A 26,435-nucleotide genomic window follows, 5' to 3' on the forward strand; every position below is an offset into this window, starting at 1 on the left:
GCTATGGCTATTGCAATCTCGGGCGAGACTAAATCGCGTATTGATCGTATTTGGAACGATTTTTGGTCGGGTGGTATTTCTAACCCGCTAGAGGTTATCGAGCAGATGACTTATCTGCTGTTTATTCGCCGTTTGGATGATGTGCAGACTCGTGCTGAGAAGAAGGCTCGGTTGACTGGCCGCCCGGTGGAGAACACGGTGTTTGGTGAGGGTCAGGAGCTGTTGCGGTGGCAGAATTTTAAGAATCAGGATCCGCAGGTCATGTTTGATCTGATGAATTCTGGGATTTTCCCCTTTTTACGGAACTTGGGGAGCCAGGTGGGTGGCGAGGCGTCCACTTATTCGCAGCATATGAAGGACGCTACTTTCCGTATTCCCTCCCCTGCCTTGCTGGCTAAGGTTGTTGACCAGTTAGACACGATTGCTCTCGATAATCTTGATACGAGTGGTGACTTGTATGAGTACATGCTGTCGAAGTTGGCCACGTCGGGTACAAATGGTCAGTTCCGCACTCCGCGCCACATTATTGAGTTGATGGTGGCGATGATGGCCCCTGATGTTGAGGACGTCATTGTGGACCCTGCCTGCGGTACGGCTGGTTTTTTGGTGGCGGCTGCTGAGTGGGTGCGTGAGAATCGTGATCCGTTTACGAGTGCGAAGCATCGGGAGCATTTCCATGGGGGTATGTTCCACGGGTATGACTTTGATTCGACCATGTTGCGTATTGGGTCGATGAATATGATGCTGCACGGGGTGAATAACCCTGATATTCGTTACCGGGATTCTTTGAGTGAGGGTGCCAGTGAGGACGCCGAGAAGTACTCTTTGATTCTGGCGAATCCGCCGTTTGCGGGGAGCTTGGATTATGAGGCGACGAGTCAGGATTTGTTGAAGGTCGCTAAGACCAAGAAGACTGAGCTGTTGTTTTTGGCTCTGTTTTTGAAGTTGTTGAAGCCCGGTGGGCGGGCTGCGGTGATTGTGCCCGATGGTGTTTTGTTTGGGTCGTCGAAGGCGCATAAGGACGTTCGCCGCGCCTTGGTTGAGGACCAGAAGCTGGACGCTGTGGTGAAGTTGCCTTCGGGTGTCTTTAAGCCCTATGCGGGCGTGTCGACCGCGATTTTGTTCTTTACGAAGACGAATTCGGGTGGCACTGATGAGGTGTGGTTCTTTGATGTTGAGGCTGATGGGTTCAGCTTAGATGATAAGCGCAACCCGGTTGAGGCTAATGACCTGCCGGAGGTTTTGAAGCGCTGGGCTGATCGTGATGGGACTGAGCGTGAGCGGGCCCGCACGGAGAAGTCTTTTACTGTTCCTAAGAGTGAGATTGTGGAGCAGGGCTATGACCTCTCTATTAACCGCTATAAGGAGCTGGTTTTTGAAGAGGTGGTCTACCGTTCCCCGGAGGAGATTATTGCGGAGCTGGAGCAGACCCAGCGCGAAATTGGCGAGCACATCGAGCAACTGAAGAAGGTGATGGGGCTGTGAAGTCAAACAAAGATGTCCCACTTGGATCACTCATAAAGCCTGCAAAAGTAATCAAGGCGGGGAATGGCTCGTATCCAATTTTGTCTATGACCATGCATAAAGGATTGATGGATCAGAACCAGAAGTTCAAGAAATCAATCGCAAGTAAAGATTTATCGGGATATAAAGTAGTCAAACGTGGACAACTTGTAGTGAGCTTTCCGATTGATGAAGGGGTTCTTGATTTCCAGCAACTATACGATGAAGCTATCGTTAGTCCTGCATATGGGATTTGGGATCTCGTCGACATTGAAGGTGTTGATATTAATTACTTAGGACTTGCCCTAAAATCTGATCGCTCTTTAGCCTACTATAAGGCAAAACTGCAAGGAAGCACAGCTCGACGGAGGTCGCTACCGAAAGATGTTTTTCTTGCTCTCCCCGTTCAACTACCAAACATAAATGAGCAGAAAAGAATTGTTGAGCAACATCAGCTAAAGAAACTTATTGAACAAAAACGTGAGCGCCAGCAGGAGCTTTTCGAAGAGCTTGAACGGTCACTTTTTATTTCAATTTTTGGCAATCCAGAAACTTGGGAAAATAAATTTGAAATGACAACAATCGGCGATTTAGCGGAGTCTACTCAATATGGCACCTCAGCTAAGGCAGGTGCTACGGGAGAATATCCTGTGCTTCGCATGGGAAATATTACCGATGATGGAAAGTTAGACCTTTCTGATCTCAAATATATGGACTTGTCTCCTAAAGAGGTTGAGAAGTATACAGTTCGCAAGGGCGACCTCTTATTCAACCGCACCAATTCAAAGGAAAAAGTTGGTAAAGCTGCTGTTGTGCTGACGGACGAGAAACTAGCCTATGCTGGTTACTTGGTGCGGGTTCGGTTTAAGAATCCTGACCACGCTCATTTTGTTGCAGCTTTCCTTAACAGTGATTACGGTCGTAAGCTCCGGCGGAAACTAGCAAAAACTGCTGTCAACCAAGCCAACATCAATGCAAAAGAACTAACAAAAATACCCATCATCGAACCGGAAAATGCAAAAATAATCAATTTTAATAATTTTTTCACTTTGTAATAAAATACAAAAAATAAATCCCCTATTTTAGTTGAAATAAAAAATAATGACAGCTGTATATCTAACAATATTTGTAATTTTTGGATTTTTTCTAATACAAATGCTGTTTTCGTTACTGGAGTCAAAATCAAGACAGCAGCCTCCTACATTTATAGGATACCTTCCACTGTCACTCATCGGGAATAATCCAAAAATTCTAGTCAAAACATTTCTATCAAGATTTTTGATTTATTGTATTGTTTTCACATTTCAAATAGGAACACTATACAAAATCGCAGGTAAAGACTTAAATATATCAAATTACTACTACCTGCTGGTAGCAATTTTAGCAAGCGGCACGCACTGGATTCACAGAAACTACAGGCCATTCCTGATAGAATGTAGAAAGTTTAAGTATTTTCTATTCCACCTAGTAGCGCTTTCAATCCCAATTGCGGCATCGATATTTATTTGGTTTTTATTTATCAAAACTGATTTAATTATTCGCCTCTCACCCTCTTGGAATTCACTAATAGACAACGCATGGGGATCACTGTTTGTTGCCTTAGTTCTAATCTGGTACTTTAACTTCTTTCAGCAACCAGAGCCAGCAATCACCAGGGAAGAAAAAGTGAGGATTGAAAAAGAAGATAGAAAGCATCAAATTATCAATACCGAACTTTTAAACATATCCAAGAAATATAATGAGGTTCTGCGCCGAGCCTCGCTAGAGTCAAGTAATTATCTATACTCACTGCTTATTTCAATTCTTATATTTGAAAACTTAAATCGACCTTCGATTATTAGATACTTTGAAAATTTATTTGTCCGATTAACCGGCATTGAATCCACAGTTGGTATAGGCCAAGTGCACTCAAGGCAACCCCTGTCAGATTCAGAGTCGATTGAGATTCTACTCAATAATATAGCAAACCTTCATCGGGAACATTTGGGAATTGATGAAATTTTAATAGAAATCAATAATTGCAAAACTTTTAGAACTGAGGTTAAATATATTTTTGAATATATATCAAGTGATAATCTCGCCAATCTAGCTATAGAAAAATTCTCGTAGAACCCCAGAAAAATAACAAAGTCAGTATTGAGCAGCAAGCCACTCTGTCTCTACCTGATCCAGCCCAGCAGCAAGCGCAGTCGCGGACTCAAACCAGCTCGTTACCTCTACCAGCAAAGTCTTTGGCTGGTTGGTAGCAAAAGCAGCTCGGGCCGTGTCTATTAGTTCACGGGCACATAGCTCACGGTCCTCAGCATTGAGCGCTAGCATCCAGGGGAAAACAGTGGCCATGCAATCAGCCAGTGAAGCACCCCCAGGTGTTGTAACAGAAATAATCTAAAACAGGTTCGGGGCGTGGCTCATCGCACTACACGCAGGGCCGGGCGTCCGCTCTCACCATGCTTTTCGCTCTTGCCCTCCCCCTGCACCAAGCGCAGACGAGTACTAAACGTCAAGGTCAGCACATCATCAACCGGCACCGCAAGGTCAGCAGCAATACGCTCAGCCGTCACAGCACCGCCCTTATCAGCTGCGAACACCTGCGGGAAGAGCCTGGACTGCTCAAACACTCCCATACCCTCAGGCTCGCCGTCCCTATACCCCCGGCGCGTCAGCTCAATACACACCTTCCGGTAAATCCAATCAGTCATCCGCCCAACCTTATGCAAAGTAGTTGCCAAAGCAAAGGCAGATACCTGAAAAATATATTTAGCCTCTACAAGATCTTCCGCCGAAGCATTCTGAGGGAGATACTCGGCCAGCAGCGAATCAGGCATTAACAGGGCAGACGCGAACTCATCCGCCTCGCGTTCCTGCACAGCCGAAGAATCATCAACCGGAGCATACCGGTGCAGCACAAGATGGCCCAGCTCATGAGCAATATCGAACCTGGCACGCTCGGGTGTCTTCTGCCGAGCAATAAAAATATAGGGCTTACCCTCATACCAGAGCGAGAAAGCATCAACCTGCATAGCAGCGCCTGGAAGCACCATCACACTAATACCCCGCGACTCGCACAACTGCACCAAATTCGGTAGGGGCTTAGTACCTAGCCCCCACTCTTCACGAAGCAACTGAGCAGCTACCCTTGGGGCTATTCCCTCGAATGAGGGCACGACAATTGAAGGTAGGGTGAACTTATCCTCCACCCACTGCATGACCTCAATACCGGTAACGCCAGCTGCAACGGCAGAATCACGCGCACTGCGAGTAGCCGCACGACCAGCCCTAAAATTAACACCGTCAACCTCAACCACCACCTGCGGCTGGCGTGAAAAATACTCAACCGGGTAACCAAGAACATGAGCTAACTGACTGACTGCCGAATCAGGGGCGCCCTCTTTTTCATATTTTTGAGTAGTACGGTCAGTCACTCCTAGCTCCTGTGCCAAAGACACACGGGTATGCCCCCGCCGTTTACGGGCGAGGGCAACACGCTCAGGGTAACTACTATGCAATCTGGAACTCAACGTCTCCGCCACCAATATCAGGAATTTTGCTACGGTCAATATCTAACTTAGTTCGCGTTTGACCCTCACGCCACGTTAGACCCCACAATGGAAACATGAAGGATCAAGAAACCCTCTACACGGTAGGGGAAGTAGCGCAGGCTCTTGGTGTCACGGTGCGCACCCTGCACCACTGGGAATCCCTCGGGCTGGTTGCCCCTGCTGAGCGTACCTGGTCGAATTATCGGCTGTACACTCCCGATGATATTGAGACCCTGCAGCGGATTCTCATCTACCGGGCAACCGGCATGAAACTCACCAATATAAAAGAAGCCCTGGCCAGTAGCTCAACCAGCCTGGAGCACCTCCGCAGGCAACGCCAGGCTCTCATGGACCAGCAACAGCAGCTTTCGGCTATGGTCGCTGCTATCGACACCCTCATGGAGAACGAAATGACAAACAAGAAACTCACCCTCACTGAAATCGGCGAAGTTCTCGGCGACGCCAATTTTGCCGACTACCAGGCCGAAGCTGAGGAACGCTACACCGGCACAGATGACTGGGCTATCAGCCAGCAGCGCACCGCCACCTGGAGTAAGGAGGACTGGGCGGGTTACAAGAATCGCGCTGCTGAGATGGACGGAAAATTAGGGGACGCCGTGCGCCGCAACCTGCCGACAGACAGCGCCGAGGCGGGCGAGCTCGTCCGCGCCCACCGTCAGCTGCTGAGCGAGTTCTTCCCCGTCACCCCCGCCAAGCACTACCTAATCTCACGCGGTTATATTACCGATGAGCGGTTCACCAGCTACTACGAGTCCCAGCAGCCGGGCCTGGCTCAGTGGTTGGCCGACGCCATCGAAGCTGAGTCCCAACGGGTCGGGGTGGACCTGGCTAACCCCACCTGGGACTAGCAACCGCCTCTTCCCTTACCGAGCGTGCGTCATATCGCTGAGCGTGCACCGACCGTGCGCACGCTCAGCGATTTGGTGCACGCTCGCTCACTCGTACAGATAAAACTCCCCGCCCCTAGATTCAAAAAATCTAGGCACGGGGAGTTTTCAGAGGCTGGCGCAGTTTTAAACCTGCGCTATCGCACCCCACCAATCATGTCGAAGGTGGTTGCTGCACCCTTGGTGGTGGAGTTGACCAGCACCGCAATGGAGTTCTTACCCTGCTTGAGGTCAGAGGCCGGAATCTCAATGACCAGCGGGGTGGTGCGGGCAGCGCCGAAGTCCACAGCGCCGGCTCAGAGTTTTCTGCCGGAGCCGCAAACGGCTCAATGGGAGCAGCCTTGTTAATGACGGTACCGTTGGCAGGAGCCTCAGCAATGCGCTTGGGCTCAGCGGGAGTGGGCTCTTCAGCGACCTTTAACCGGATACAACAAGGACGCCGCCCCGCACTCCCCTGCCCGAAGGCAGGAAGGGTGCGGGGCGGCGTCCTCACATGTTAACCGCCTTGGTTAGATGTTGAAGCCGAGGGCGCGCATCTGGTCGCGGCCGTCCTCGGTGATGCGCTCGGGGCCCCACGGGGGCATCCAAACCCAGTTCACGTGCCACTCATCAATCATGGTTTCCAGGTTCTGCTGAACCTGTTCCTCAATGACGTCCTGCAGGGGGCAGGCAGCGGTGGTCAGGGTCATGTCGAGCACGAGGGCGCCTTCATCGTTCCAGCGCATACCGTAGAGCAGACCCAGGTCAACGATGTTGACGCCCAGTTCGGGGTCAATCACGTTCATGAGGGCTTCTTCGATAACCTCTTGGCTGGGGGCACCAGCGGGGGCTTCTGACATAGCAGTCACCTTTCAGTTCAGCCGCTACTACTTAGCAGCCAGGTAGCGCTCGTAGCCCTCTTCTTCAAGACGGTCAGCGAGCTCGGGGCCGCCCTGGTCTACCATCTTGCCGTCCACGAAAACGTGAACGAACTGGGGCTTGATGTAACGCAGGATGCGGGTGTAGTGGGTAATCAGCATAACGCCCATGTCGTTGGCCTGGTGAGCGCGGTTAACACCCTCAGAAACGACCTTGAGAGCGTCGACGTCCAGGCCGGAGTCGGTCTCATCGAGAATACCGAACTTGGGCTTGAGCAGTTCCAGCTGCAGAATCTCGTGGCGCTTCTTTTCGCCGCCGGAGAAGCCTTCGTTGACGTTACGGGAGATGAAGGCGGGGTCGATGGATAGGTTCTCCATGGCTGCCTTAACGTCCTTGGTCCAGGTGCGCAGGGCGGGAGCTTCACCGTCAACAGCGGTCTTGGCTGAACGCAGGAAGTTGCTCATGGTGACGCCGGGGATTTCGACGGGGTACTGCATAGCCAGGAAGAGACCGGCGCGGGCACGCTCATCGACGGACATCTCGGTGACGTCTTCACCGTCGAGCAGGATCTCACCGGAATCAATCTGGTACTTGGGGTGGCCAGCGATGGTAGAAGCCAGGGTGGACTTACCGGAGCCGTTGGGGCCCATGATGGCGTGGATTTCACCGGAGTTGATGGTGAGGTTGACGCCCTTGAGGATGGGCTTAGTGTTTTCGTCGTCCAGAATAACGGAGACGTGGAGGTCCTTGATTTCAAGGGTTGCCATAGTTTGTTTCTCCTGTAAAAGGTAAAGCTTTAGTTGTTGGAAATCGCGAGTTCAGCTTCGAGGGCATCGGTGAGCTGTTCTTCGAGCTCGGGGATGCGGATCTGCTGAATAATCTCGTTGAGGAAGCCGCGGACGACCAGGCGGCGGGCTTCAGCCTCGGGAATACCGCGGGCCTGCAGGTACCAGAGGTGCTGCTCGTCGAGCTGACCGGTGGTGGATGCGTGGCCGGCGCCTTCGATGAGGCCGGTTTCGATTTCCAGGTTGGGTACGGAGTCAGCGCGGGGGCCGTCTTCGAGAATCAGGTTGCGGTTGAGCTCGTAGGTGTCGGTGCCTTCTGCGTCCTTACCGATGAGCACATCGCCTACCCATACCGAGTGTGCACCCTTGCCCTGCAGGGCACCCTTGTAGGTGACGCGGGACTTGCAGTTGGGCTCGGTGTGGGCTACGAAGAGACGGTTCTCAATGTGCTGGCCGGCATCGACGAAGTAGAGGCCGTACATCTCGGTTTCAGCGCCGGGGGCGGTGAACTTGGTGGAGGGGGTGACGCGCACCAGGTCGCCACCAAGGGAGATGTTGACGTGCTTGAACTTGGCGTCACGACCCAGAGCAGCGTACTGGGCTGAGGCGTGAATCGCGTCGTCCTCCCACTGCTGAACGGTGATGACGGTCAGTGAGGACGAGTCACCCACCTTGAATTCAACGTTCTGGGAAAGCACGGCTGAGCCGGTGTGGCGCAGTACGACAACGGCCTTGGAGAAAGGCTTGGTCTCGATGAAGAGGTGCTGGGCTGCGGCGTCCTTGTGGGTGCCGTTGATAGCAACCTCAATCTGGCCTTCCAGTTCAGCTTCTGCGGGAACGGTAATGGCGGTTGCCTCGGAGAAGGTGCTCCAGGCGTTGGCCGCTACGCGGTCCTCGGGAATACCGGCTGAGCCGATGCGGGCGTCGTCGCGGGCAATAGCCTCGACCTGGACGCCGGCGGGGGCCTTGACCTCTACGGCGGGGGCAGCACCGGTGAGTTCATCGGTTTGCAGGCCGCCCAGACGCTTGAGCGGGGTGAAACGCCAGTCTTCTTCGCGGCCGGTGAGGGCTGCAAAGTCTTCAACCTTGTAGGAGGTCTTGCGCTCGGCGCGGGAGCCGTCAATCTCGACCTTGTCGGTGTTGTGCTTTGAGACGCGGATGGTGTCATCGGTGGCCAGCTCGGTTGCGAGCTTCTCACCTTCCTGGTCCATACCGGGAATCGCGGGGTTGTTGTGACCCTGGTTTTCTGCGTTAGCCATAATTTAGCCTACGGATCCTTCCATCTGGAGTTCGATCAGGCGGTTGAGTTCAAGCGCGTATTCCATGGGCAGCTCGCGGGCGATGGGCTCCACGAAGCCGCGCACGATCATGGCCATGGCTTCGTCTTCGGGCAGGCCGCGCTGCTGCAGGTAGAAGAGCTGTTCTTCTGAGACGCGGGAGACGGTTGCCTCGTGGCCCATGGTGACGTCGTCCTCGCGGATATCTACGTAGGGGTAGGTATCTGAGCGGGAGATGGTGTCGACCAGCAGGGCGTCACAGACCACCGAGCTCTTAGCGTGGGAGGCACCTTCGCGCACCTGCACCAGGCCGCGGTAGGCGGCACGGCCACCGTTACGAGCCACAGACTTGGACACGATGGTGGATGAGGTGTTGGGGGCGATGTGGACCATCTTGGAACCGGTGTCCTGGTGCTGGCCCTCGCCTGCGAAAGCGATGGAGAGGGTCTCGCCCTTGGCGTGCTCACCGACCATGTAGACAGCCGGGTACTTCTGGGTGACCTTGGAGCCGATGTTGCCGTCGATCCATTCCATGGTGGCACCCTCGTGGGCGATGGCGCGCTTGGTCACCAGGTTGTACACGTTGTTCGACCAGTTCTGAATGGTGGTGTAGCGAACGCGGGCGTTCTTCTTGACCACGATTTCAACCACTGCTGAGTGCAGTGAGTCAGTCTTGTAGATGGGGGCGGTGCAGCCTTCGATGTAGTGAACGTAGGAGCCCTCATCAGCGATGATGAGAGTACGCTCGAACTGGCCCATGTTCTCGGTGTTAATGCGGAAGTAGGCCTGCAGGGGGATCTCTACGTGAACTCCCGGGGGCACGTAGACGAAGGAGCCACCTGACCATACGGCGGTGTTCAGGGCTGCGAACTTGTTGTCACCGGCGGGGATGACGGAGCCGAAGTATTCTTCGAAGAATTCGGGGTGTTCCTTGAGGGCGGTGTCGGTGTCCAGGAAGATAACGCCCTGGGCTTCGAGGTCCTCGCGGATCTGGTGGTAGACAACCTCTGACTCGTACTGGGCAGCTACGCCGGCGACCAGGCGGTTACGCTCTGCTTCGGGGATGCCGAGCTTCTCGTAGGTGTTGCGGATGTCTTCGGGCAGTTCTTCCCAGGTTTCAGCCTGGCGCTCGGTGGAGCGGACGAAGTACTTGATGTTGTCGAAGTCGATGTCCGAGAGGTCTGCACCCCAGGTGGGCATGGGCTTGCGGTCGAAGAACTTGAGGGCCTTCAGGCGAAGGTCCAGCATCCATTCGGGTTCGTTCTTCTTGGCAGAAATGTCGCGCACGACATCTTCGTCAAGACCACGCTTTGCAGCCTGGCCTGCTTCATCGGAGTCAGCCCAGCCGTACTCGTAGGTACCGATACCTTCGAGTTCGGGGTTTGCCTCCAGAATTTCTGAAATGACGGTGTTGTTGGCGGTGCGCTCAACCTGTTCAGTCATTACGGCCTTTCTTGGTGGGTTGGTTTTCACCGAGGTAAGTCGGTGAAATCTTCTTCTCAGTGGTAGGGCCTGCCGGGCATGCCCTACCGGTGGAAAGTTTTAGGGGGCGGTGTCGCCTGGGGTTTCTTCGGGGTTTGGTGGGGCGGACGCCGGTGGGCGGCCGAGCGGGATGTGGGTGGTGCAGACGTGGGCGCCACCTGCCATGGTGGAGAGTCTGCGCACATCGACCCCGAGAAGTTCGGAGATGATTTCGGTTTCCTGGTCGCAGAAGACGGAGAAGTCTTCGGCGAGGTCTCGCACGGGGCAGTGGCCCTGGCAGAGCTGGATGGAGGCCAGCAGGTTATCGGGCAGCTTAGACCGCATGCCAACAGCCGGGGCCATTTCGTTAGCGGTAGCGACGAAGCCGTCGTGGGTCATTGCTTCTGCGAGCGCTTCGGCGCGGGCTGAGACGTCATCGCCTGCCGCTTCGACGATGGGGCGGTAGCGCTCTGCCATGTCGTTGGCGCGGGCTGAGGCGAACTGGCGCAGAGCGTCTTCCCCGACGGCGTCCTTCAGCATAGTGAGGGCATCTCGGGCGATGTCGAGGTAGTCGTTGCCCAGTTCACTGTGCCCCTGCGGGGCGATGACGTAGCGGCGGGCGGGACGGCCTGCTCCGGCACCGTGCTGGCGGTGGGAGGCAACCTCGATGAGGTTGTTCTTTTCAAGCGCGTCGAGGTGGCGGCGGACGGCTGCCGGGGTGAGGTTGAGCAATTCACCCAGTTTGGCCGCAGAAACAGGGCCGTGAGTGAGAACTCCCTGGAGCACGCGGTCGCGCGTGCGTTCCTCTGTTTCTGCAGGGCGGGCAGTTTTAGTGGACACAGTTCTGCCTTTCTCTGCGGAATACACAAATAAAGTATGTCGTAATTGGGGTCCTTTAAGCTAGTAAGGACTACCTATTTAAGGCAGTACAGTGGCAGGTGTCCGCCCAGAGCCGAAACGAAAGGGCTAGAATAGACGGGTGATGACACACCACCTGCCCCCCAGCCTTAGCCCACGTGAGAGCGCATCTGATGCACCCGCGTCCGCCGCTCTCATCATTGACAACCTGGTCAAGGACTTCACCCCCTCCAAGGACTTCGCGCGCAAGCACCCCGACGCCCTCACCAGCGAGGGGCTCAAACGAGCGGTAGACCACCTCTCCCTCACCATTGAACCGGGCCAGGTAACGGTTCTGCTGGGAGCTAACGGGGCCGGGAAAACCACCACCCTAGCCTGCGCCCAGGGCCTGCTCAAACCCACCGGCGGCAGCATCTCCCTGCTCGGTCACACCCCCTGGGGGGCCTCCCCTGAACTGCGTGCCCGCGTCGGCATCATGCTGCAGGACGGCGGTCTACCCCCGTCCGTCCGTCCGCTTCCCCTGCTGCGGCACATCGCCAGCATGTACACCAACCCCCTCGACGTTGACGCCCTGGCAGCCCGACTCGGTATCGATGCTTTTAACGGCACCACCATCCGCAGACTCTCGGGCGGGCAAAAGCAGCGGGTCTCCCTGGCCGCTGCCATCATCGGTCGGCCCGACATTCTCTTTCTCGACGAGCCCACCGCCGGCCTTGACCCCCAATCGCGCAGCGTCGTTTTCGACATCATCCGCGAACAGCGCGACGCAGGTGTAGCCGTTGTGCTCACCACCCACCTGCTCGATGACGCCCAGCGCATCGCCGACTACGTCTACATGGTTGAGCACGGCAGGGTCGTACTGGCCGGAACCATGGCCCAGGTGCTAGCCAGCGGGCAGGACGACGCCCGCTGCCTCACCTTTACCGCACCGCCCGGCATCACCCTTTCAGCCATCTGGCCCGCAGGCGACTCCCCCCTGCACCTGGTCGAAGAACCCCAAGGTCACTACCAGCTCACCGGCCCGCTCACGGCCCAGCATCTAGCCGACCTCACCGCCTACTGGGCAGCCCAGGGCTACATGCCCGGCGAATTCTCCCTGGCCAGCCGAACACTAGAAGACGTCTTCCTCGAACTATCAGGCAGTGATATCCGATGAGCACCACCTCAACAGCAGCACCAACTCTCACCCGCGTGCTAGCCCAGGGCAAGTTCGAAACCATCGCCATGCTCAAAAACGGTGAGCAGCTCATGCTGAACATCGCCTTCCCCATCATGGGCCTACTGGCTCTTGCCTACACCGGCTTTCTCGACCCCTGGGCGAACCGCTACGGGGTAAGCCGCGTCGACATTGCCGTGCCCGGCGTGCTAGCCCTGTGCGTGCTCTCCACAGCGCTCTCAGGTCAGGGTATTGCCACCGGCTTCGACCGCCGCTACGGGGTGCTGCGCTTTATTTCCACCACCCCGCTGGGCAAGGGCGGCCTGATCGCGGGCAAGGTGCTGGCGGTGCTCGCGGTCCTCCTGATTCAGTACCTGCTGGTGGGGGCACTCGGCCAGCTACTGGGCTGGACGGCCACCGTACCCGGCGTCCTCATGTCCCTGCCGACCCTCTTACTGGGGGCAGCCTGCTTCACCTCCCTGGGGCTACTTATCGCCGGGACCGTGCGCGCCGAAGCAACCCTGGCCATCGTCAACATGGCCTGGGTGCTGCTGGCTGCAGCCGGGGGAATCCTCATCCCCACCGACCGTTACCCCACCTGGCTGGGCTCCATCATCGACCTGCTGCCCTCAGCCGCCTTAGGCAACGCCCTGCGCGGGGATTACATCTACCACAGCTTCCTGTTGCTCCCCCACCTCATCCTGGTAATAGCAACCGTTGTTTTTGCTACCCTGGCCGCCCGATTCTTCAAATGGTCAGCCTAAGCTGACCCATACCGTCCGCAACCATCGTGAAGGAAAGCTCCATGCCGACCACGCACACACCCACCGCAGGCACCTACCGGCCTGCCAGCCTGGGTGAAAAACTTATCCCCCGCAGCTACACCCGCTGGGTCAAGCAAACTGCCTGGGCAGTAGCCATCGCCAACATCGTGCTCATTATCTCCGGCGGCGTCGTCCGCCTGACCGGCTCCGGTCTAGGCTGCGACGCCTGGCCCCGCTGCACCTCAGACGGCTCCTGGACCACCACCCCCGAGATGGGCATCCACGGCATGGTCGAATTCGGCAACCGCCTACTGACCTTTGTGCTGGTCGCCGTTACCGTGATTGCCTTCCTGGCGGTGCTGCGGGTGGTATTCCCTGAGCGGGTCACTTTGGGTCGCTTCATCTGGGGCCTCCTCGTGGGCAGTCGATCCGAGAGCTTCCGCGCTCAAGGGTTAGGCGCCTGGCTGGAGTCGCGCGGCTTTGTCGCCCCCCGCTCCCGCTATTCTGACCTCTTCAACCTTACTCTGCTGTTGCTCTGGGGTATTCCGGTGCAGGCTGTGGTCGGTGGTATTTCGGTCTGGCTGCGCCTCAACCCCTGGATGATTACCGCCCACTACATGCTTTCAGCCCTGATGATCATGATTGCCGGTATCTACCTCAACCGCGTCTACCGCTACTTTGAGGGCACCGCTGCCCGCGAGGGTATCGTCCCCGCCACCGACCCGGCTCATGCCCCAACTCAGGGTGCGGACGCCGGCGCCCCCGCGTCCGCCCACCTCATGCGGGTGCTCGGTTGGGTCGGCGTGGTGCTGGTTGTTGCGCTGATGTTCATGGGCACCGTTACGACGGGCACCGGCCCGCACGCGGGTGACGCCGAGACCCACCGACACGCTTTTAACCCGGTGTGGGTGACCCGCCTGCACGGTTCTCTCGTGTGGATTTACTGCGCTTCGGTGCTGGGCTTCTTTGCGCTGTGGCGGTCAAAGGGATGGGCCCCTATCTTTGGGAAGTCTCTGGTCTTTGTGCTGGCGGTGCTGGGCTACCAGGCTATCGTGGGTTACACCCAGTACTTCAACGGGCTGCCGATTTGGCTGGTGGAGATGCACCTGATCGGGTCGGGTGTGTTCGCCCTGGCGGCGTCTTCGCTGTTTGAGCGGCAGCTGGTGCTCTCATCCCCCGCTGCGCGCGAGAAGGCGGCCGGACGCGTCCGGACGTCGTAGCCTTCCTCCTCCCACCCCCACTCCAAGGGGACCTCAAAACCTAAAAGGGACCGCGTATTATGCGGTCCCTTTTAGGTTTTGCGGTCCCCTTGCAGGGAAGCGTTTAGAGTTAGAGGGGGAGCACCGGGCCGCCCACGAAGGGGTCGACTGCGAGGGCAATGAACAGCACGGTCAGGTAGGTAATCGACCCGTGGAAGACCACCATAGCGGTTCGGCTGGTTGCCTGCTCTGCCAGGGCCAGGCGGTGCAGCTTGTGGCAGTGGTAGAGGAACCAGGCCCCAATCAGCACAGCGGTCGCCGTGTACACCCAGCCAGCGCCGCCTAGGGGCACCAGCAGTAGGGAGCACATCACCATGGCCCAGCCGTAGAGCACCACCTGCACCGAAACACTCTTGGCCGAGTCGGTCGCACCCAGCATGGGAATGCCGGCGGCCCGGTAGTCCTCGGCGTACTTCATCGACAAAGGCCAGTAGTGCGGGGGTGTCCAGAGGAAAATCACCATAAAGAGCACCACAGCTGCCCAAGAAATGGTGTTCTCTACAGCCGCCCAGGCGATAAAGACCGGCATGCAGCCCGCAAGGCCGCCCCAGACGATGTTCTGTTTGGTGCGCTTCTTCAGCCACAGGGAGTAGAAGACAACGTAGAGGAAAATCGCGACGACGCCGAGACCCGCAGCCAGCGGGTTCACCAGGAAGTAGAGGTACACGATTGAAACAACCGACAACACCCAGGCAAAGACGAGGGCTTCCCGGTCAGTCAGCTCTCCGGTGACCAGCGGACGCTTCTCGGTGCGCTTCATCAGTCGATCAGCTTCGCGGTCGATATAGCAGTTGAAGGCACAGGACGCGCCGGCAGCAAGTGAGCCGCCAATCATGGTGTGAAGTACCAGCCAGAGGTTGGGGAAGCCACCGGCGGCAAAAATCATGGTGGGCGCGGTGGTTACCAGAAGCAGCTCAATAATTTGAGGCTTCGTGAGGTGAATGTAGGCCCTAATTTTGCGGCCCAGGGAGACGCGGCCAGGTGCAGGCGCAGCGGGGGTTTGCTGGCCTTCTTCGGTACGGTCGATCACGGTGTTGATGCCATGGCCCTTCACGTATGCTGACTTCCCTTGACTGTTGTGTGTGCAGCTCTTTGGTTCCCCCGCCGGGTGATTCACTATGTGAAACAGGTTGCGGTTTTCGGCGTGTTGAGGTGCGGACGCCGTCTGCGCGTCCGGGTGCCCCTCGCACCGATTTTTTGGGTGGCGCCCATCACTTTTAGCCGACCTTGGCCGGTTTGTGAGCACGCCAAAAAAGCTTTTGGTCAAATTACATCGTATAACGCCCACCTACCCCCTGGCTAATAGATTAAGCGCACCCTCAAGCGGGGGCGTCCGCTGAGAGGCAAACCAAGCCCACATATGCGCAGGTGAACTATCCTGGAAGTAGCGTCTTTTGCCGGTTTTATCGTGTGCTTGTGTGGGCTTGTCCCGCTGGGCGTCGGTGGGCGGGTAGAAGAATAAGTTTGATGAATATTTCTGGGTAGCCAGATTGAGAGAGGACGGCTGATGCCTAACCTGAATCAGAAGCTTGAATGGACCGAGAAAGACCAGCGCGCGGTTGATACCGCTCGCGTGCTTGCTGCGGACGCCGTCGAGAAGGTTGGCTCGGGCCACCCCGGTACCGCGATGAGCCTGGCTCCTGTGGCCTACCTGCTCTTCCAGAAGGTCATGCGTCAGGATCCCCGCGATGACCGTTGGGAGGGTCGTGACCGCTTCATTCTCTCCCCCGGCCACACCTCGTTGACCCTGTACAGCCAGCTGTTCCTGGGTGGTTTTGGTCTGGAACTTGACGACATTAAGGCCCTGCGCACCGCGGGTGCCCTGACTCCCGGCCACCCCGAATTTGGCCACACCAAGGGCGTCGAAATCACCACCGGTCCCCTGGGTCAGGGCCTGGCGTCCGCTGTGGGCTTTGCCTACGCCCAGCGTCGCATGCGCGGCCTCTTCGACCCCGAAGCTGCCCCCGGCACCTCCCCCTTTGACCACACCGTCTTCACCATTGCTTCTGAGGGCGATGTGCAGGAGGGCGTAACCGCCGAGGCGTCCGCTCTGGCCGGCCACCAGCAGCTGGGCAACCTGGTCGTGATCTACGACCGCAACCACATCTCCATTGAAGATGACACCGACGTCGCCTTCACCGAGGACGTCGCAGCCCGCTACGAGGCCTACGGCTGGGACGTTGCCAAGGTCGATTGGACCGCTGGCGGCGACTACAAGGAAGACGTCGAGGCCCTCTACGACGCTATCGTCGCAGCAACCAAGGTCACCGACAAGCCCTCCTTCATCGAGCTGCGCACCATTATCGGCTACCCCGCCCCCACCAAGCAGAACACCGGTGGTATCCACGGCTCCAAGCTGGGTGCCGACGAAGTTGCAGCCACCAAGAAGGTACTGGGCTTCGACCCCGAACAGCACTTCGTGGTGGAGCCCGAGATTCTTGAGCACACCCGCGCCCTGGTTGAGCGCAGCGCAGCTGAGCGCGACGAGTGGCAGAAGTCCCTTCGATGCCTGGGCTGCTGCCAACCCCGAGCAGGCCAAGCTCTACGAGCGCCTGGTTGCTGGCGAGCTGCCCGCCGAACTTGATGAGGCTCTTCCCATCTTTGAGGCTGGCACCTCCATCGCTACCCGCGCGGCATCGGGCAAGGTCATCAACGCAATCGCTCCGGTTCTGCCCGAGCTCTGGGGCGGTTCAGCTGACCTGGCCGGTTCGAACAACACCACCATCGATACCGAGAAAATCCTTCAACCCGAGTCCCGCTCCACCAAGAGCTGGACCGGCCACCCTTACGGTCGTGTGCTGCACTTCGGTATTCGCGAGCACGCCGCCGCAGGCTATCACCAACGGTATCGCGCTGTCTTCGCCCACCCGTCCTTTTCTCTGGCACCTTCTTTGTCTTTACCGACTACCAGCGTCCGGCCGTCCGCCTGGGCAGCGCTCATGGGTGTGCCCAACATCTTCGTCTGGACCCACGACTCTATCGGCCTGGGTGAGGACGGCCCCACCCACCAGCCCGTTGAGCACCTGACCGCTATGCGCGCAATCCCCAACCTCGATGTTGTGCGCCCCGCTGACGGTAACGAAACCGCTGTAGCCTGGCGCACAAGATCCTGGACATCAAGGACCACCCCGCCGGCCTGGTGCTCTCCCGCCAGAACCTGACCAACGTGGCTCGTGAAGACCTGCACGCGGACGCCGGGGGTGAGAAGTTCGCTTCCGCTAACGGCGCGGCCCGCGGCGGCTACATCCTGGCTGATACCGAAGGCACCCCCGACGTCATCCTCATTGCCACCGGTTCTGAGGTCGAGGTTGCCCTAGCTGCCCGCACCCAGCTGGCAGAAGAGGGTATCGCCGCCCGCGTTGTCTCCATGCCCTGCCGCGAATGGTTCGCAGCTGAGTCTGCCGAGTACCGCGAGTCAGTCATCCCCTCCGCAGTTAAGGCCCGCGTGACCGTTGAAGCCGGCCTGGCCATGCCCTGGATGGACATTCTGGGCGAAGCAGGCCGCGCCGTTTCCCTGGAACACTACGGCGCCTCAGCCTCAGCCGAGGAACTCTTCGCCGACTACGGCTTCACCGCCGAGAACGTCGCCGCCAAGGCTCGCGAGTCCATCTCCGCTGCCCGCTAACCGAACGTCAAGTTAAGGAAAACATTATGACTACCCCACCCAGAAGCTTTCAGACGCAAGCGTATCCATCTGGCTCGATGACCTCTCCCGCGAGCGTCTCACCAGCGGTAACCTGCAGGAGCTCATCGACACCAAGAACGTGGTCGGTGTAACACCAACCCCTCCATCTTCGCTGCCGCTCTGTCGAACGGCGCAGCCTACGCCGAGCAGATGAAGAAGCTGGCAGCAGAGGGCACCGAAGCAGAGGCAGCTGGCTTTGCTGCCATGATTGACGACGTACGTGACGCCTGCGACGTGTTTGCCCCCATCTACGAGGCAACCCAGGGCTTTGACGGCCGTGTCTCCATCGAGGTCTCTCCCCTGCTGGCCCGCGAATCAGCTGCAACCCTGGCCCAGGCTAAGGAGCTCTACTCAGCAGTTGGTCGCGACAACGTCATGATTAAGATTCCCGCCACCGAAGAGGGCCTAGAGCCCATCGCTGAGGCCCTGGCTGAAGGTATCTCGGTCAACGTCACCCTGATTTTCTCCCTGGAGCGTTACCGCGCCGTCATCAACGCCTACCTGCTGGGCCTCGAAAAGGCACTGGAAAACGGTAAAGACCTCTCAAAGATTCACTCCGTTGCCTCCTTCTTCGTCTCCCGCGTCGACACTGAGATCGATGCCCGCCTTGAGGCCATCGGCACCGACGAAGCCCTCGCCCTGCGCGGCAAGGCCGGTGTAGCTAACGCCCGCCTGGCCTTCGAGGTCTACGAGCAGGCCTTCTCCTCAGAGCGCTGGGCCCGCCTGGAAGCCGCAGGTGCCAACCGCCAGCGTCCGCTCTGGGCATCCACCGGCGTGAAGAACCCCGCCTACCCCGACACCCTCTACGTCACCGAGATCGCAGCCCCCGGCACCGTCAACACCATGCCCGAGGCAACCCTCAACGCAACCTTCGACCACGCAGAGGTTGCGGGTAACGCTATCGAGGGCACCTACGAGGAATCCACCGAGATCCTCAACCAGCTCGAAGCTGTAGGTATCTCCTACAACGACGTGGTAGAAAAGCTGGAAACTGAAGGCGTTGAGAAGTTCGAGGTCTCCTGGAAGGAACTGCTCGACACCGTCACCACCGCACTGGCTGACAGCAAGTAGTACCGTTTCACGCTGAGGGTGGGGGTCGTATCCCCCACCCTCACTGCACCCGCTCACCATCACCCCAGCCCGGCGGCGAGCACCTGCCGGCCCGGTGGGCACTAGTACACTAGAACAAGAGAACCGCGGCAGCCCCCACGCCTTTCGCAGCTGCCGCCCCAACCAACCTGTGAAGGATTCACGGCGGTGGCCAACACTCACGATTCAAACCCCCTGCGCGACCCGCGCGACCGCAGACTAACACGCGTGGCAGGCCCGTCCTCCCTGGTCTTCTTCGGCGTCACCGGCGACCTTGCGCGCAAGAAACTACTCCCCGCGGTCTACGACCTGGTTAACCGCGGCCTGCTCCCGCCCAGCTTTGGCCTGGTCGGTTTCGGACGCCGCGAGTGGAGCCATGAGGACTTCCAGCAGGAGGTGCGCGGGCACGTTGAAGCCCACGCCCGCACCCCCTTCCGAGAGGACGTCTGGAACCAGTTCGCTGCCGGCATTCGCTTTGTCACCGGCACCTTCGACTCCGATGAATCCTTTGAAAAGCTCAAGGCGACCCTGGCAGAGCTCGACGAAACCCGAGGCACCCGCGGCAACCACGCCTTCTATCTGTCGATTCCGCCCAAGGACTTTGACCAGGTACTGCAGAAGCTAGCCGATCACGACCTGGCCAATCACAACCAGCACGAGGGTTGGCGCCGTGTGGTTATCGAAAAGCCTTTCGGCCACAATCTCGAAACCGCCCGCGAGCTCAACGCCATTGTTGAGCGGGTCTTCCCCGCCGATTCGGTCTTCCGTATCGACCACTATCTGGGCAAAGAAACCGTGCAGAATATTCTGGCCATGCGCTTTGCCAACCAGATGTTCGAGCCCCTGTGGAACGCCACCAACGTCGACCACGTGCAGATCACTATGGCCGAAGACATAGGCATCGGTACCCGTGCTGGCTACTACGACGGCGTGGGCGCTGCCCGCGACGTCATTCAGAACCACCTGCTGCAGCTGCTGGCACTCACTGCCATGGAAGAGCCCGTCAGCTTCAACGCCGAGCACCTGCGCGCTGAGAAGGCCAAGGTGCTTGAGGCAGTCCAGATTCCCGATGATATTGCCTCAGCCTTTGCCATCGGCCAGTACGCTGCCGGCAACCAGGGCGGTGAAGAGGTCAACGGCTTCTTTGACGAGAACGACATTCCCGCCGACTCCCGCACCGAAACTTTCGCCGCCCTCAAGCTGAACATCAACACCCGCCGCTGGGCGGGCGTGCCTTTCTACCTGCGCGCGGGTAAGCGTCTGGGCCGCCGCGTCACCGAAATTGCCGTGGTCTTCAAGAAGGCTCCCAACCTGCTCTTTGGCGGTAGTGCCGATAGCTCCGGCCAGAACGCGATTGTGATTCGAGTGCAGCCCGATGAGGGCATGACCCTGCGCTTTGCTTCCAAGGTGCCCGGCACCCAGATGGAAATCCGCGACGTCAACATGGACTTTGGCTACTCCCACTCCTTCACCGAAGAGTCTCCCGAGGCCTACGAGCGTCTGATTCTTGATGTGCTGCTCGGTGAGCCCCCGCTCTTCCCCCGGCATGAAGAGGTTGAGCTCTCCTGGAAGATTCTTGACCCCTTCGAAGAGTACTGGGAAGAGAACAAGATTAAACCTGAAGCCTACGCCCCCGGTTCGTGGGGCCCGGCTTCTGCCCACGAAATGCTGGAACGCGACGGCCGTGCTTGGAGGCGCCCATGATGAAGAAACTCAAAGACACCACTGTGGGCGAGGTTGCCAAGGAGCTCTCCCGCCTGCGCAGTGAGGAGGGGGCGACCACGTCCTCTCGTGTGTTGACCCTGGTCATTCTGGCCGAGAAAGGCCACTCAAAGACCGCGGTTGAGGCGGCCCTGAAAGCCTCCTACGAACACCCTTCCCGCATTATCGTCCATATTGATTACGGTCAGGACGCCGACGATCGGCTCGATGCCCGCATTTACGTGGGCGGCGACGCGGGTGCTTCAGAGCTCATCATTCTCCGCGGGTACGGTTCAGCGGCTGTTGCTACCGAGTCCCTGATTTCGGGGCTGCTACTGCCTGACTCCCCCATCGTTGCCTGGTGGCCCCACTCGGTTCCCGAGAACCCGGCAGAGCACTCTATCGGCAAGATTGCCCAGCGCCGTATCACCGATTCAGCCCGCGCCTACGCCCCCCTGGGTGTGCTAGAGAAGCTGGCTGCCAGCTACAAGGACGGTGACACCGACCTGGCGTGGATCCGCCTGACCCTCTGGCGTATTCAGATTGCTGCTGTCTTCGACCAGATCGAGCCCTCCCCCGTCAAGCGCGTGGTGGTCTCCGGTTCGTCCATGAGCCCCTCGGTCGTTCTGCTCGGGGCCTGGCTGGGTGACCGTCTGGGCGCTGAGGTGCACCTGCGCACCACCGATGTGCAGCGCGGCCTCTACAAGGTAGAACTTGAACGCGAAGATGGCTCCATCATCATCCACCGCCCCGGTCGCAACATTGCTACCATTTCTTCCCCCGGTGTGCCCGACCAGCAGATTTCCCTGCCGGCCCGCTCCCTGGCCGACTGCCTGGCAGAAGAGCTGCGTCGCCTTGACCCCGATGAGGTCTACGGCGAGGTGCTCAAGTCTGTTGTCGCCAGTGGCAACATCGTGGTCGATGTGAACGTAGACGATGTGCACGATGAGGGCGCCGACTATACGGAGGTCTACGATGCCTAATCCTATCGTCGTTTCCCATCTCGATAAGGCCCAGCTGCAGCTGGCCGGTGCCACCCGCATCATCAATGTAGCTGCAACCGCTGTGGCTGCCCGCGGTATTGCCCACCTGTCGCTGACCGGTGGCTCTATGGGCATTGCGGTACTTGCGGGTATTGCAGAAAGCCCGCTGAGCGCTACCGTGGACTGGTCTAAGGTTCATTTCTGGTGGTCAGACGAGCGTTTTGTGCCGCGCGGCCACGCTGATCGCAACGAACAGCAGGCCAAGGACGCCTGGCTCACCTCCCTGGGGCTGCCGGAAGAGAACCTGCACGTCATGGGTGCCTCAGATGTTTTTGATACCCCGGAGGAAGCGGCCGAATCCTACACTGCTGAGCTAGCCCGCTACGCCCCCGAGGGTGAGGCGTCTCCCCTGTTTGACCTGACCCTGCTGGGTATGGGGCCCGATGGCCATATCGCCTCCCTCTTCCCCGACCGGGCCGAAATTCTAGAGGCTGACGCCACCGCCCTTGCGGTGCACAACTCCCCCAAGCCCCCACCCACCCGCGTGAGCCTGACCCTGCCGGTAATCAACTACTCAGAGCGCATCTGGTTCCTGGTTGCCGGGAGCGACAAGGCCGAGGCAACTGCCCGCCTGCGGGCGGCGTCCGCTCTGCCTGAAACCCAGCTAACCGCCGAGATCCTCACCCAGACCCCGGCTGCTGGGGCCCGCGGCCTGCTCGAAACCCTAATTCTGGTAACCGAGGACGCCCTCGGCTCAGCTTCCTAGAGTTCAGGGATTCAGAGACAAAAAATTCCCGCCTACCGGTGAACCGGTAGGCGGGAATTTTTGATGTAAGCCTAGATAACAGCAACCTCAGAGAAACGCATGACCAGGGCGTAACCGATAATCGCAAAGACCCACAGCAGAATCACTGTAACGGTCAGACGGATTAGGTTTTTAGATGCCATGCCCGAAGAGTTCAGCGAGGTGGTCATGCCACCACCGAACATATCTGAGAGGCCGCCGCCCTTACCGCGGTTCAGTAGAACCAGCAGGATGGTAAGAATGCTCGCGATAGCGATCAGGACCATCAGGATACTCTTGAGGGTTTCCACGCAGAACCTTTCAGTCGGGTTGAAGGGCGTTTCGAAGCGCCATCAAACTACTATACCCCTAGTTAGGGTATTTTTTAGGCCTTGTATCGTGCGATGTTAGCGAATTCGGTGGCGTCGAGGGATGCACCGCCAACCAGTACGCCGTCGACGTCTGCCTCTGCCATAATCTCGGGGGCTGATGCTGCCTTGACGGAACCGCCGTAGAGTACGCGAACCTTATCGGCAACCTCTGCGGAGTAGAGCTTGGTCAGTTCCTCGCGGATAGCCTTGCTCATTTCCTGGGCGTCAGCTGCGGTTGCAACCTTGCCGGTACCGATAGCCCAGACGGGTTCGTAGGCTACGACCAGGGTCTCAGCCTGTTCTGCGGTCAGACCCTCGATGGAGCCGCGCAGCTGGTCCAGGGTGAAGTCGACGTGCTCGCCGGCTTCGCGCTTGTCGAGGCCTTCACCAACGCAGAGTACGGGGGTGAGCTCGTTGCGGTAGGCAGCCTGTACCTTAGCGGCGCAGACGGCGTCGGTTTCACCGTGGATGGTGCGGCGTTCTGAGTGGCCGACCAGCACGTAGGTTGCGCCGAGCTTCTTGAGGAAGACACCGGAGATGTCGCCGGTGTAGGCGCCGGAGTCCTGGTCTGAGAGGTCCTGGCCGCCGTAGACGATGTTGAGCTTGTCGCCGTCAACGAGGGTCTGTACGGAGCGGATGTCGGTGAAGGGAGGGAAAACTGCAACTTCGGCGGTGTCGTAGTCGAAGTTGGTGTCGTCCAGGGTCCAGGCCAATTTCTGGAGCAGGGTCACACCTTCGGTGTGGTCCATGTTCATCTTCCAGTTGCCTGCGATGAGGGGCTTGCGAGTCATGGGCTCGTTCCTTTCGCGAAATCTTGAGGTAGGTGGGCAGGACGCGGCGGGTGCGCCCGTCCTGCCCGCTGGTGGTTTAACCGCCGGGTGGCTTACTGCCACGTGGTGTTGTTTTAGGCGCCGAGTGCTTCAAGGCCAGGCAGGGTCTTACCTTCGATGTATTCGAGGGAAGCGCCGCCGCCGGTGGAGATGTGGCCGAACTGGTCGTCGGAGAAGCCCAGGTTGCGCACTGCTGATGCTGAGTCGCCGCCACCGATGATGGAGAATGCCTCTGACTCGACGAGAGCGTCGGCTACTGCCTTGGTGCCGCTTGCGAAGGCTTCAATTTCGAAGACGCCTACGGGGCCGTTCCAGAAGACCAGCTTGGCTTCCTTGATCTTCTGGGCGAAGAGTTCGCGGGTGGCGGGGCCGATGTCGAGACCCTCTGCCTTGGCGCCCAGCTTGCCGCCGGTGAGGTCTTCGATGGGGCGGATTTCGGTATTAGCGTCGTTGGAGAAGTCATCTGACCAGACGATGTCTGAGGCGATGATGAGTTCGGTACCCTTCTTAGGGGCTTCTTCCATGTAGCGCTTGCAGTTTTCGATCTGGTCTTCTTCCAGCAGGGACTGGCCGATCTCGTAGCCCATGGCCTTGGCGAAGGTATAGCCCATGCCGCCGCCGATCAGCAGGGTGTCTGCCTTGCCGATGAGGTTGTCGATAACTGCCAGTTTGTCTGAGACCTTAGCGCCACCCATGACAACGACGAAGGGGCGGTCGGGGTTCTTGATGACCTTCTGCAGAACGTCAACTTCGGTCTTGACCAGGTCGCCCAGGTAGGCGGGCAGTTCCTTAGCGATGTCGTATACCGAAGCGTGCTTGCGGTGCACAGCACCGAAGGCGTCATTCACGTAGGCGCCGTTCTCGCCGGTCAGGGCTGCCAGCTCTGCTGCGAATTCGGCGCGCTCGGCGTCGTCCTTGGAGGTTTCGCGGGCGTCGTAGCGTACGTTTTCAACGACGAGCAGTTCGCCGTCCTTCAGAGCCTCGGCCTTAGCCTTGGCGTCCTCGCCCACCAGGTCGGTTGCGATGATGACGGGGAAGTCTGCCAGTTCTGCCAGACGCTCTGCAGCGGGCTTGATGGAGTACTGGGGGTCTACCTGACCCTTGGGGCGACCCAGGTGGGCGGTCACGATGACGCGGGCACCGGCGTCGGTGAGCTTCTTGAGTACGGGCAGTGAGGCGCGGACGCGGCCGTCATCGGTGACAACGCCGTCCTTGAGGGGTACGTTCAGGTCGGAGCGGACGAGAACGCGACGGCCTGCTACGCCACCGTCAATGAGCTCTGCGAGAGTCTTTGCCATGGGAGTTTTCATCTCCATTGTTTGTGAGGGTAAATGGGGTGGGCACCAGGGCGGTGCCGGGTATAGGTAAGGGTTAGCGAACCGCGCGTGTGCGCGTCGATTCGCTAACCCTATCCTATTGCTGTCTCATGAAAGACCGGTGGATAACAGCTTAGAGAGCTGCAACTACCTTGTTGGTGAACATGACCAGGCGTGAAACGTAGCCGTATTCGTTGTCGTACCAGGCGATAACCTTGACCTGGTTGCCGATGACCTTGGTCAGGGGTGCGTCAAAGACGGTTGAAACGGGCTCACCTTCGATGTCCTTGGAGACGATGGGCTCCTCGGAGTAGGTGATGATGCCCTTCATGGCACCCTCTGCTGCTTCCTTGACGGCTGCGTTGACCTCTTCAACGGTAACTTCGCGTGAAGCGGTGAAGGTCAGGTCGGTGATGGAGCCGGTGGGGGTGGGGACGCGAACTGCGAAGCCGTCCAGCTTGCCCTTGAGTTCGGGCAGAACCAGACCAACAGCTGCTGCTGCACCGGTTGAGGTGGGAACCATGTTCAGGGCTGCGGCGCGGGCGCGGCGCAGGTCTGAGTGGGGGGCGTCCTGTAGGCGCTGGTCAGCGGTGTAGGCATGGATGGTGGTCATCAGGCCCTTTTCGATACCGAACTTGTCGTTCAGTACCTTGGCCATGGGTGCCAGGCAGTTGGTGGTGCAGGATGCGTTTGAAACGATGTTCATGGTGGCTGAATCGTACTGGTCGTCGTTGACGCCCATGACGAAGGTGCCGTCGATGTTCTTGCCGGGTGCAGAAAGGATAACCTTCTTGGCGCCAGCTTCGAGGTGTGCCTTTGCCTTTTCACCGTCGGTGAAGAAGCCGGTGGATTCGAGAACAACGTCTACGCCGAGGTCTGCCCAGGGCAGGTCTGCGGGGTTGCGCTCAGCCAGAACCTTGATTTCCTTGCCGTTGACGGTCAGGCCGTTTTCGGAAACAGCAACTTCGCCGTCGAAGCGACCCATGATGGAGTCGTACTTGAGCAGGTGTGCGAGGGTCTTGACGTCGGTCAGGTCGTTGATAGCAACGATCTCGAAGCCTTCGCCGTGCTGCTGTGCTGCGCGGAAGAAGGTACGACCGATGCGGCCAAAGCCGTTAATAGCTACGCGTACAGTCACTGAAATCAAACTCCTAGATACAGTTAGTGACGTTGGTGGACGAGACGCCGGTTCTGGCGTTTCATCGCCGAACTTGGGAAAACGTGGTTCCTTCAGCTCAAGCGGGTGAGCTCTCGTCCGGTTCGTTAACCATCATACCCTGTTTATGTGAGTTTTGGTGTGTTTCTGTC

Annotated in this window: 25 protein-coding genes and 1 pseudogene; 14 read left to right on the forward strand and 12 right to left on the reverse strand. The window is 58.4% G+C overall.

The window, feature by feature from the left end; all coding sequences use genetic code 11:
• Positions 1 to 3: 3 nt before the first annotated feature.
• The 3 genes from HWU94_RS06250 to HWU94_RS06260 are packed head-to-tail and all read left to right on the forward strand — an operon-like array spanning position 4 to position 3,612.
• The gene (locus HWU94_RS06250; RefSeq protein ID WP_185172960.1) at positions 4 to 1,485 is read left to right on the forward strand and encodes a class I SAM-dependent DNA methyltransferase; all 1,482 of its coding nucleotides are present in this window, start codon (positions 4 to 6) and stop codon (positions 1,483 to 1,485) included.
• Positions 1,482 to 2,558, forward strand: coding sequence for a restriction endonuclease subunit S (locus HWU94_RS06255; RefSeq protein ID WP_185172961.1), 1,077 nt, complete (start codon positions 1,482 to 1,484; stop codon positions 2,556 to 2,558). The genes HWU94_RS06250 and HWU94_RS06255 overlap by 4 nt, the downstream gene beginning before the upstream one ends.
• A 46-nt stretch (positions 2,559 to 2,604) precedes the next feature.
• On the forward strand, positions 2,605 to 3,612 hold the full coding sequence (locus tag HWU94_RS06260; protein ID WP_185172962.1) for a hypothetical protein: 1,008 nt from the start codon (positions 2,605 to 2,607) through the stop codon (positions 3,610 to 3,612).
• A 299-nt stretch (positions 3,613 to 3,911) separates the two neighbouring features.
• Here HWU94_RS06260 and HWU94_RS06265 read toward each other — a convergent pair whose 3' ends face one another.
• Entirely contained in the window at positions 3,912 to 5,060 is a 1,149-nt protein-coding gene (locus HWU94_RS06265) for an XRE family transcriptional regulator (RefSeq protein WP_185172963.1), read from the reverse strand.
• A gap of 56 nt (positions 5,061 to 5,116) precedes the next feature.
• Here HWU94_RS06265 and HWU94_RS06270 point away from each other — a divergent pair, with 56 nt between their 5' ends.
• The gene (locus HWU94_RS06270) at positions 5,117 to 5,911 is read left to right on the forward strand and encodes a MerR family transcriptional regulator (protein ID WP_185172964.1); all 795 of its coding nucleotides are present in this window, start codon (positions 5,117 to 5,119) and stop codon (positions 5,909 to 5,911) included.
• Positions 5,912 to 6,087: 176 nt separating this feature from the next.
• Here HWU94_RS06270 and HWU94_RS06275 read toward each other — a convergent pair whose 3' ends face one another.
• The 6 genes from HWU94_RS06275 to HWU94_RS06300 all read right to left on the reverse strand — a co-directional run bounded on the left by HWU94_RS06275 (position 6,088) and on the right by HWU94_RS06300 (position 11,171).
• Positions 6,088 to 6,237, reverse strand: coding sequence for a hypothetical protein (locus HWU94_RS06275; protein ID WP_185172965.1), 150 nt, complete (start codon positions 6,235 to 6,237; stop codon positions 6,088 to 6,090).
• 222 nt (positions 6,238 to 6,459) lie between these two features.
• Positions 6,460 to 6,789: a metal-sulfur cluster assembly factor gene (locus HWU94_RS06280; protein ID WP_185172966.1), complete on the reverse strand. Its 330-nt coding sequence runs from the start codon at positions 6,787 to 6,789 to the stop codon at positions 6,460 to 6,462.
• Positions 6,790 to 6,816: 27 nt separating this feature from the next.
• Positions 6,817 to 7,575, reverse strand: a complete 759-nt coding sequence (gene sufC, locus HWU94_RS06285; RefSeq protein WP_185172967.1) for a Fe-S cluster assembly ATPase SufC — start codon at positions 7,573 to 7,575, stop codon at positions 6,817 to 6,819.
• Between the two features lie 29 nt (positions 7,576 to 7,604).
• A complete protein-coding gene (gene sufD, locus HWU94_RS06290; protein ID WP_185172968.1) occupies positions 7,605 to 8,852 on the reverse strand; it encodes a Fe-S cluster assembly protein SufD in 1,248 nt (415 codons plus the stop codon).
• A 3-nt stretch (positions 8,853 to 8,855) separates the two neighbouring features.
• Positions 8,856 to 10,313, reverse strand: coding sequence for a Fe-S cluster assembly protein SufB (sufB, locus tag HWU94_RS06295; protein WP_135011742.1), 1,458 nt, complete (start codon positions 10,311 to 10,313; stop codon positions 8,856 to 8,858).
• Positions 10,314 to 10,412: 99 nt separating this feature from the next.
• The gene (locus HWU94_RS06300; RefSeq protein WP_244955909.1) at positions 10,413 to 11,171 is read right to left on the reverse strand and encodes a metalloregulator ArsR/SmtB family transcription factor; all 759 of its coding nucleotides are present in this window, start codon (positions 11,169 to 11,171) and stop codon (positions 10,413 to 10,415) included.
• 142 nt (positions 11,172 to 11,313) lie between these two features.
• Here HWU94_RS06300 and HWU94_RS06305 point away from each other — a divergent pair, with 142 nt between their 5' ends.
• Genes HWU94_RS06305 through HWU94_RS06315 form a run of 3 tightly spaced genes read left to right on the forward strand, consistent with a single transcriptional unit; the run spans position 11,314 to position 14,329 of the window.
• The gene (locus tag HWU94_RS06305) at positions 11,314 to 12,345 is read left to right on the forward strand and encodes an ABC transporter ATP-binding protein (RefSeq protein WP_185172970.1); all 1,032 of its coding nucleotides are present in this window, start codon (positions 11,314 to 11,316) and stop codon (positions 12,343 to 12,345) included.
• Entirely contained in the window at positions 12,342 to 13,109 is a 768-nt protein-coding gene (locus HWU94_RS06310) for an ABC transporter permease (RefSeq protein ID WP_185172971.1), read from the forward strand. Before HWU94_RS06305 ends, HWU94_RS06310 begins: the two co-directional genes overlap by 4 nt.
• 41 nt (positions 13,110 to 13,150) lie before the next feature.
• Entirely contained in the window at positions 13,151 to 14,329 is a 1,179-nt protein-coding gene (locus HWU94_RS06315) for a heme A synthase (protein WP_185172972.1), read from the forward strand.
• Between the two features lie 109 nt (positions 14,330 to 14,438).
• On the opposite strand, the gene HWU94_RS06320 is transcribed toward HWU94_RS06315, so the two are convergent.
• On the reverse strand, positions 14,439 to 15,398 hold the full coding sequence (locus HWU94_RS06320; protein WP_377130091.1) for a heme o synthase: 960 nt from the start codon (positions 15,396 to 15,398) through the stop codon (positions 14,439 to 14,441).
• A gap of 477 nt (positions 15,399 to 15,875) precedes the next feature.
• Between HWU94_RS06320 and HWU94_RS11595 the strand changes: the two genes are divergently transcribed.
• The 7 genes and pseudogenes from HWU94_RS11595 to pgl all read left to right on the forward strand — a co-directional run bounded on the left by HWU94_RS11595 (position 15,876) and on the right by pgl (position 22,592).
• Positions 15,876 to 16,952 (forward strand): transketolase family protein, encoded by a 1,077-nt coding sequence (locus tag HWU94_RS11595; protein WP_244955910.1) that lies wholly within the window; start codon positions 15,876 to 15,878, stop codon positions 16,950 to 16,952.
• Between the two features lie 85 nt (positions 16,953 to 17,037).
• Positions 17,038 to 17,529: a hypothetical protein gene (locus HWU94_RS11600; protein ID WP_244956067.1), complete on the forward strand. Its 492-nt coding sequence runs from the start codon at positions 17,038 to 17,040 to the stop codon at positions 17,527 to 17,529.
• Between the two features lie 5 nt (positions 17,530 to 17,534).
• Positions 17,535 to 17,993 (forward strand): transketolase-like TK C-terminal-containing protein, encoded by a 459-nt coding sequence (locus tag HWU94_RS11605; protein WP_244955911.1) that lies wholly within the window; start codon positions 17,535 to 17,537, stop codon positions 17,991 to 17,993.
• Between the two features lie 67 nt (positions 17,994 to 18,060).
• Positions 18,061 to 19,124 (forward strand): annotated as a pseudogene (gene tal, locus HWU94_RS06330) (transaldolase).
• A 186-nt stretch (positions 19,125 to 19,310) separates the two neighbouring features.
• Positions 19,311 to 20,846, forward strand: a complete 1,536-nt coding sequence (zwf, locus tag HWU94_RS06335; protein WP_185172973.1) for a glucose-6-phosphate dehydrogenase — start codon at positions 19,311 to 19,313, stop codon at positions 20,844 to 20,846.
• On the forward strand, positions 20,843 to 21,826 hold the full coding sequence (locus tag HWU94_RS06340; protein ID WP_185172974.1) for a glucose-6-phosphate dehydrogenase assembly protein OpcA: 984 nt from the start codon (positions 20,843 to 20,845) through the stop codon (positions 21,824 to 21,826). Before zwf ends, HWU94_RS06340 begins: the two co-directional genes overlap by 4 nt.
• Positions 21,819 to 22,592 (forward strand): 6-phosphogluconolactonase, encoded by a 774-nt coding sequence (pgl, locus tag HWU94_RS06345; RefSeq protein ID WP_185172975.1) that lies wholly within the window; start codon positions 21,819 to 21,821, stop codon positions 22,590 to 22,592. Before HWU94_RS06340 ends, pgl begins: the two co-directional genes overlap by 8 nt.
• Positions 22,593 to 22,663: 71 nt before the next feature.
• Here the strand turns inward: pgl and secG are convergent, their stop codons facing one another.
• The 4 genes from secG to gap form a co-directional block, all read right to left on the reverse strand.
• A complete protein-coding gene (gene secG / locus HWU94_RS06350; protein ID WP_185172976.1) occupies positions 22,664 to 22,921 on the reverse strand; it encodes a preprotein translocase subunit SecG in 258 nt (85 codons plus the stop codon).
• Between the two features lie 74 nt (positions 22,922 to 22,995).
• Positions 22,996 to 23,772: a triose-phosphate isomerase gene (gene tpiA, locus HWU94_RS06355; protein WP_185172977.1), complete on the reverse strand. Its 777-nt coding sequence runs from the start codon at positions 23,770 to 23,772 to the stop codon at positions 22,996 to 22,998.
• 113 nt (positions 23,773 to 23,885) lie between these two features.
• A complete protein-coding gene (locus HWU94_RS06360; RefSeq protein WP_185172978.1) occupies positions 23,886 to 25,109 on the reverse strand; it encodes a phosphoglycerate kinase in 1,224 nt (407 codons plus the stop codon).
• Positions 25,110 to 25,260: 151 nt separating this feature from the next.
• On the reverse strand, positions 25,261 to 26,265 hold the full coding sequence (gap, locus tag HWU94_RS06365) for a type I glyceraldehyde-3-phosphate dehydrogenase (protein ID WP_185172979.1): 1,005 nt from the start codon (positions 26,263 to 26,265) through the stop codon (positions 25,261 to 25,263).
• Between the last annotated feature and the right edge of the window lie 170 nt (positions 26,266 to 26,435).

The sequence above is a fragment of the Rothia nasimurium genome (assembly GCF_014217215.1).
GTDB lineage: Bacteria > Actinomycetota > Actinomycetes > Actinomycetales > Micrococcaceae > Rothia > Rothia avistercoris.

Excerpts from the sequence above, each read along its gene's own strand:
- HWU94_RS06270 (WP_185172964.1), top strand. The coding sequence starts at position 5,117 with ATGAAGGATCAAGAAACCCTCTACACGGTAGGGGAAGTAGCGCAGGCT.
- sufB (WP_135011742.1), bottom strand. The coding sequence starts at position 10,313 with ATGACTGAACAGGTTGAGCGCACCGCCAACAACACCGTCATTTCAGAA.
- tpiA (WP_185172977.1), bottom strand. The coding sequence starts at position 23,772 with ATGACTCGCAAGCCCCTCATCGCAGGCAACTGGAAGATGAACATGGAC.
- HWU94_RS06340 (WP_185172974.1), top strand. The coding sequence starts at position 20,843 with ATGATGAAGAAACTCAAAGACACCACTGTGGGCGAGGTTGCCAAGGAG.
- HWU94_RS06310 (WP_185172971.1), top strand. The coding sequence starts at position 12,342 with ATGAGCACCACCTCAACAGCAGCACCAACTCTCACCCGCGTGCTAGCC.
- HWU94_RS06360 (WP_185172978.1), bottom strand. The coding sequence starts at position 25,109 with ATGGCAAAGACTCTCGCAGAGCTCATTGACGGTGGCGTAGCAGGCCGT.
- HWU94_RS06250 (WP_185172960.1), top strand. The coding sequence starts at position 4 with ATGGCTATTGCAATCTCGGGCGAGACTAAATCGCGTATTGATCGTATT.
- sufC (WP_185172967.1), bottom strand. The coding sequence starts at position 7,575 with ATGGCAACCCTTGAAATCAAGGACCTCCACGTCTCCGTTATTCTGGAC.
- sufD (WP_185172968.1), bottom strand. The coding sequence starts at position 8,852 with ATGGCTAACGCAGAAAACCAGGGTCACAACAACCCCGCGATTCCCGGT.
- HWU94_RS06305 (WP_185172970.1), top strand. The coding sequence starts at position 11,314 with ATGACACACCACCTGCCCCCCAGCCTTAGCCCACGTGAGAGCGCATCT.
- HWU94_RS06260 (WP_185172962.1), top strand. The coding sequence starts at position 2,605 with ATGACAGCTGTATATCTAACAATATTTGTAATTTTTGGATTTTTTCTA.
- HWU94_RS06280 (WP_185172966.1), bottom strand. The coding sequence starts at position 6,789 with ATGTCAGAAGCCCCCGCTGGTGCCCCCAGCCAAGAGGTTATCGAAGAA.
- HWU94_RS11595 (WP_244955910.1), top strand. The coding sequence starts at position 15,876 with ATGCCTAACCTGAATCAGAAGCTTGAATGGACCGAGAAAGACCAGCGC.
- HWU94_RS06315 (WP_185172972.1), top strand. The coding sequence starts at position 13,151 with ATGCCGACCACGCACACACCCACCGCAGGCACCTACCGGCCTGCCAGC.
- pgl (WP_185172975.1), top strand. The coding sequence starts at position 21,819 with ATGCCTAATCCTATCGTCGTTTCCCATCTCGATAAGGCCCAGCTGCAG.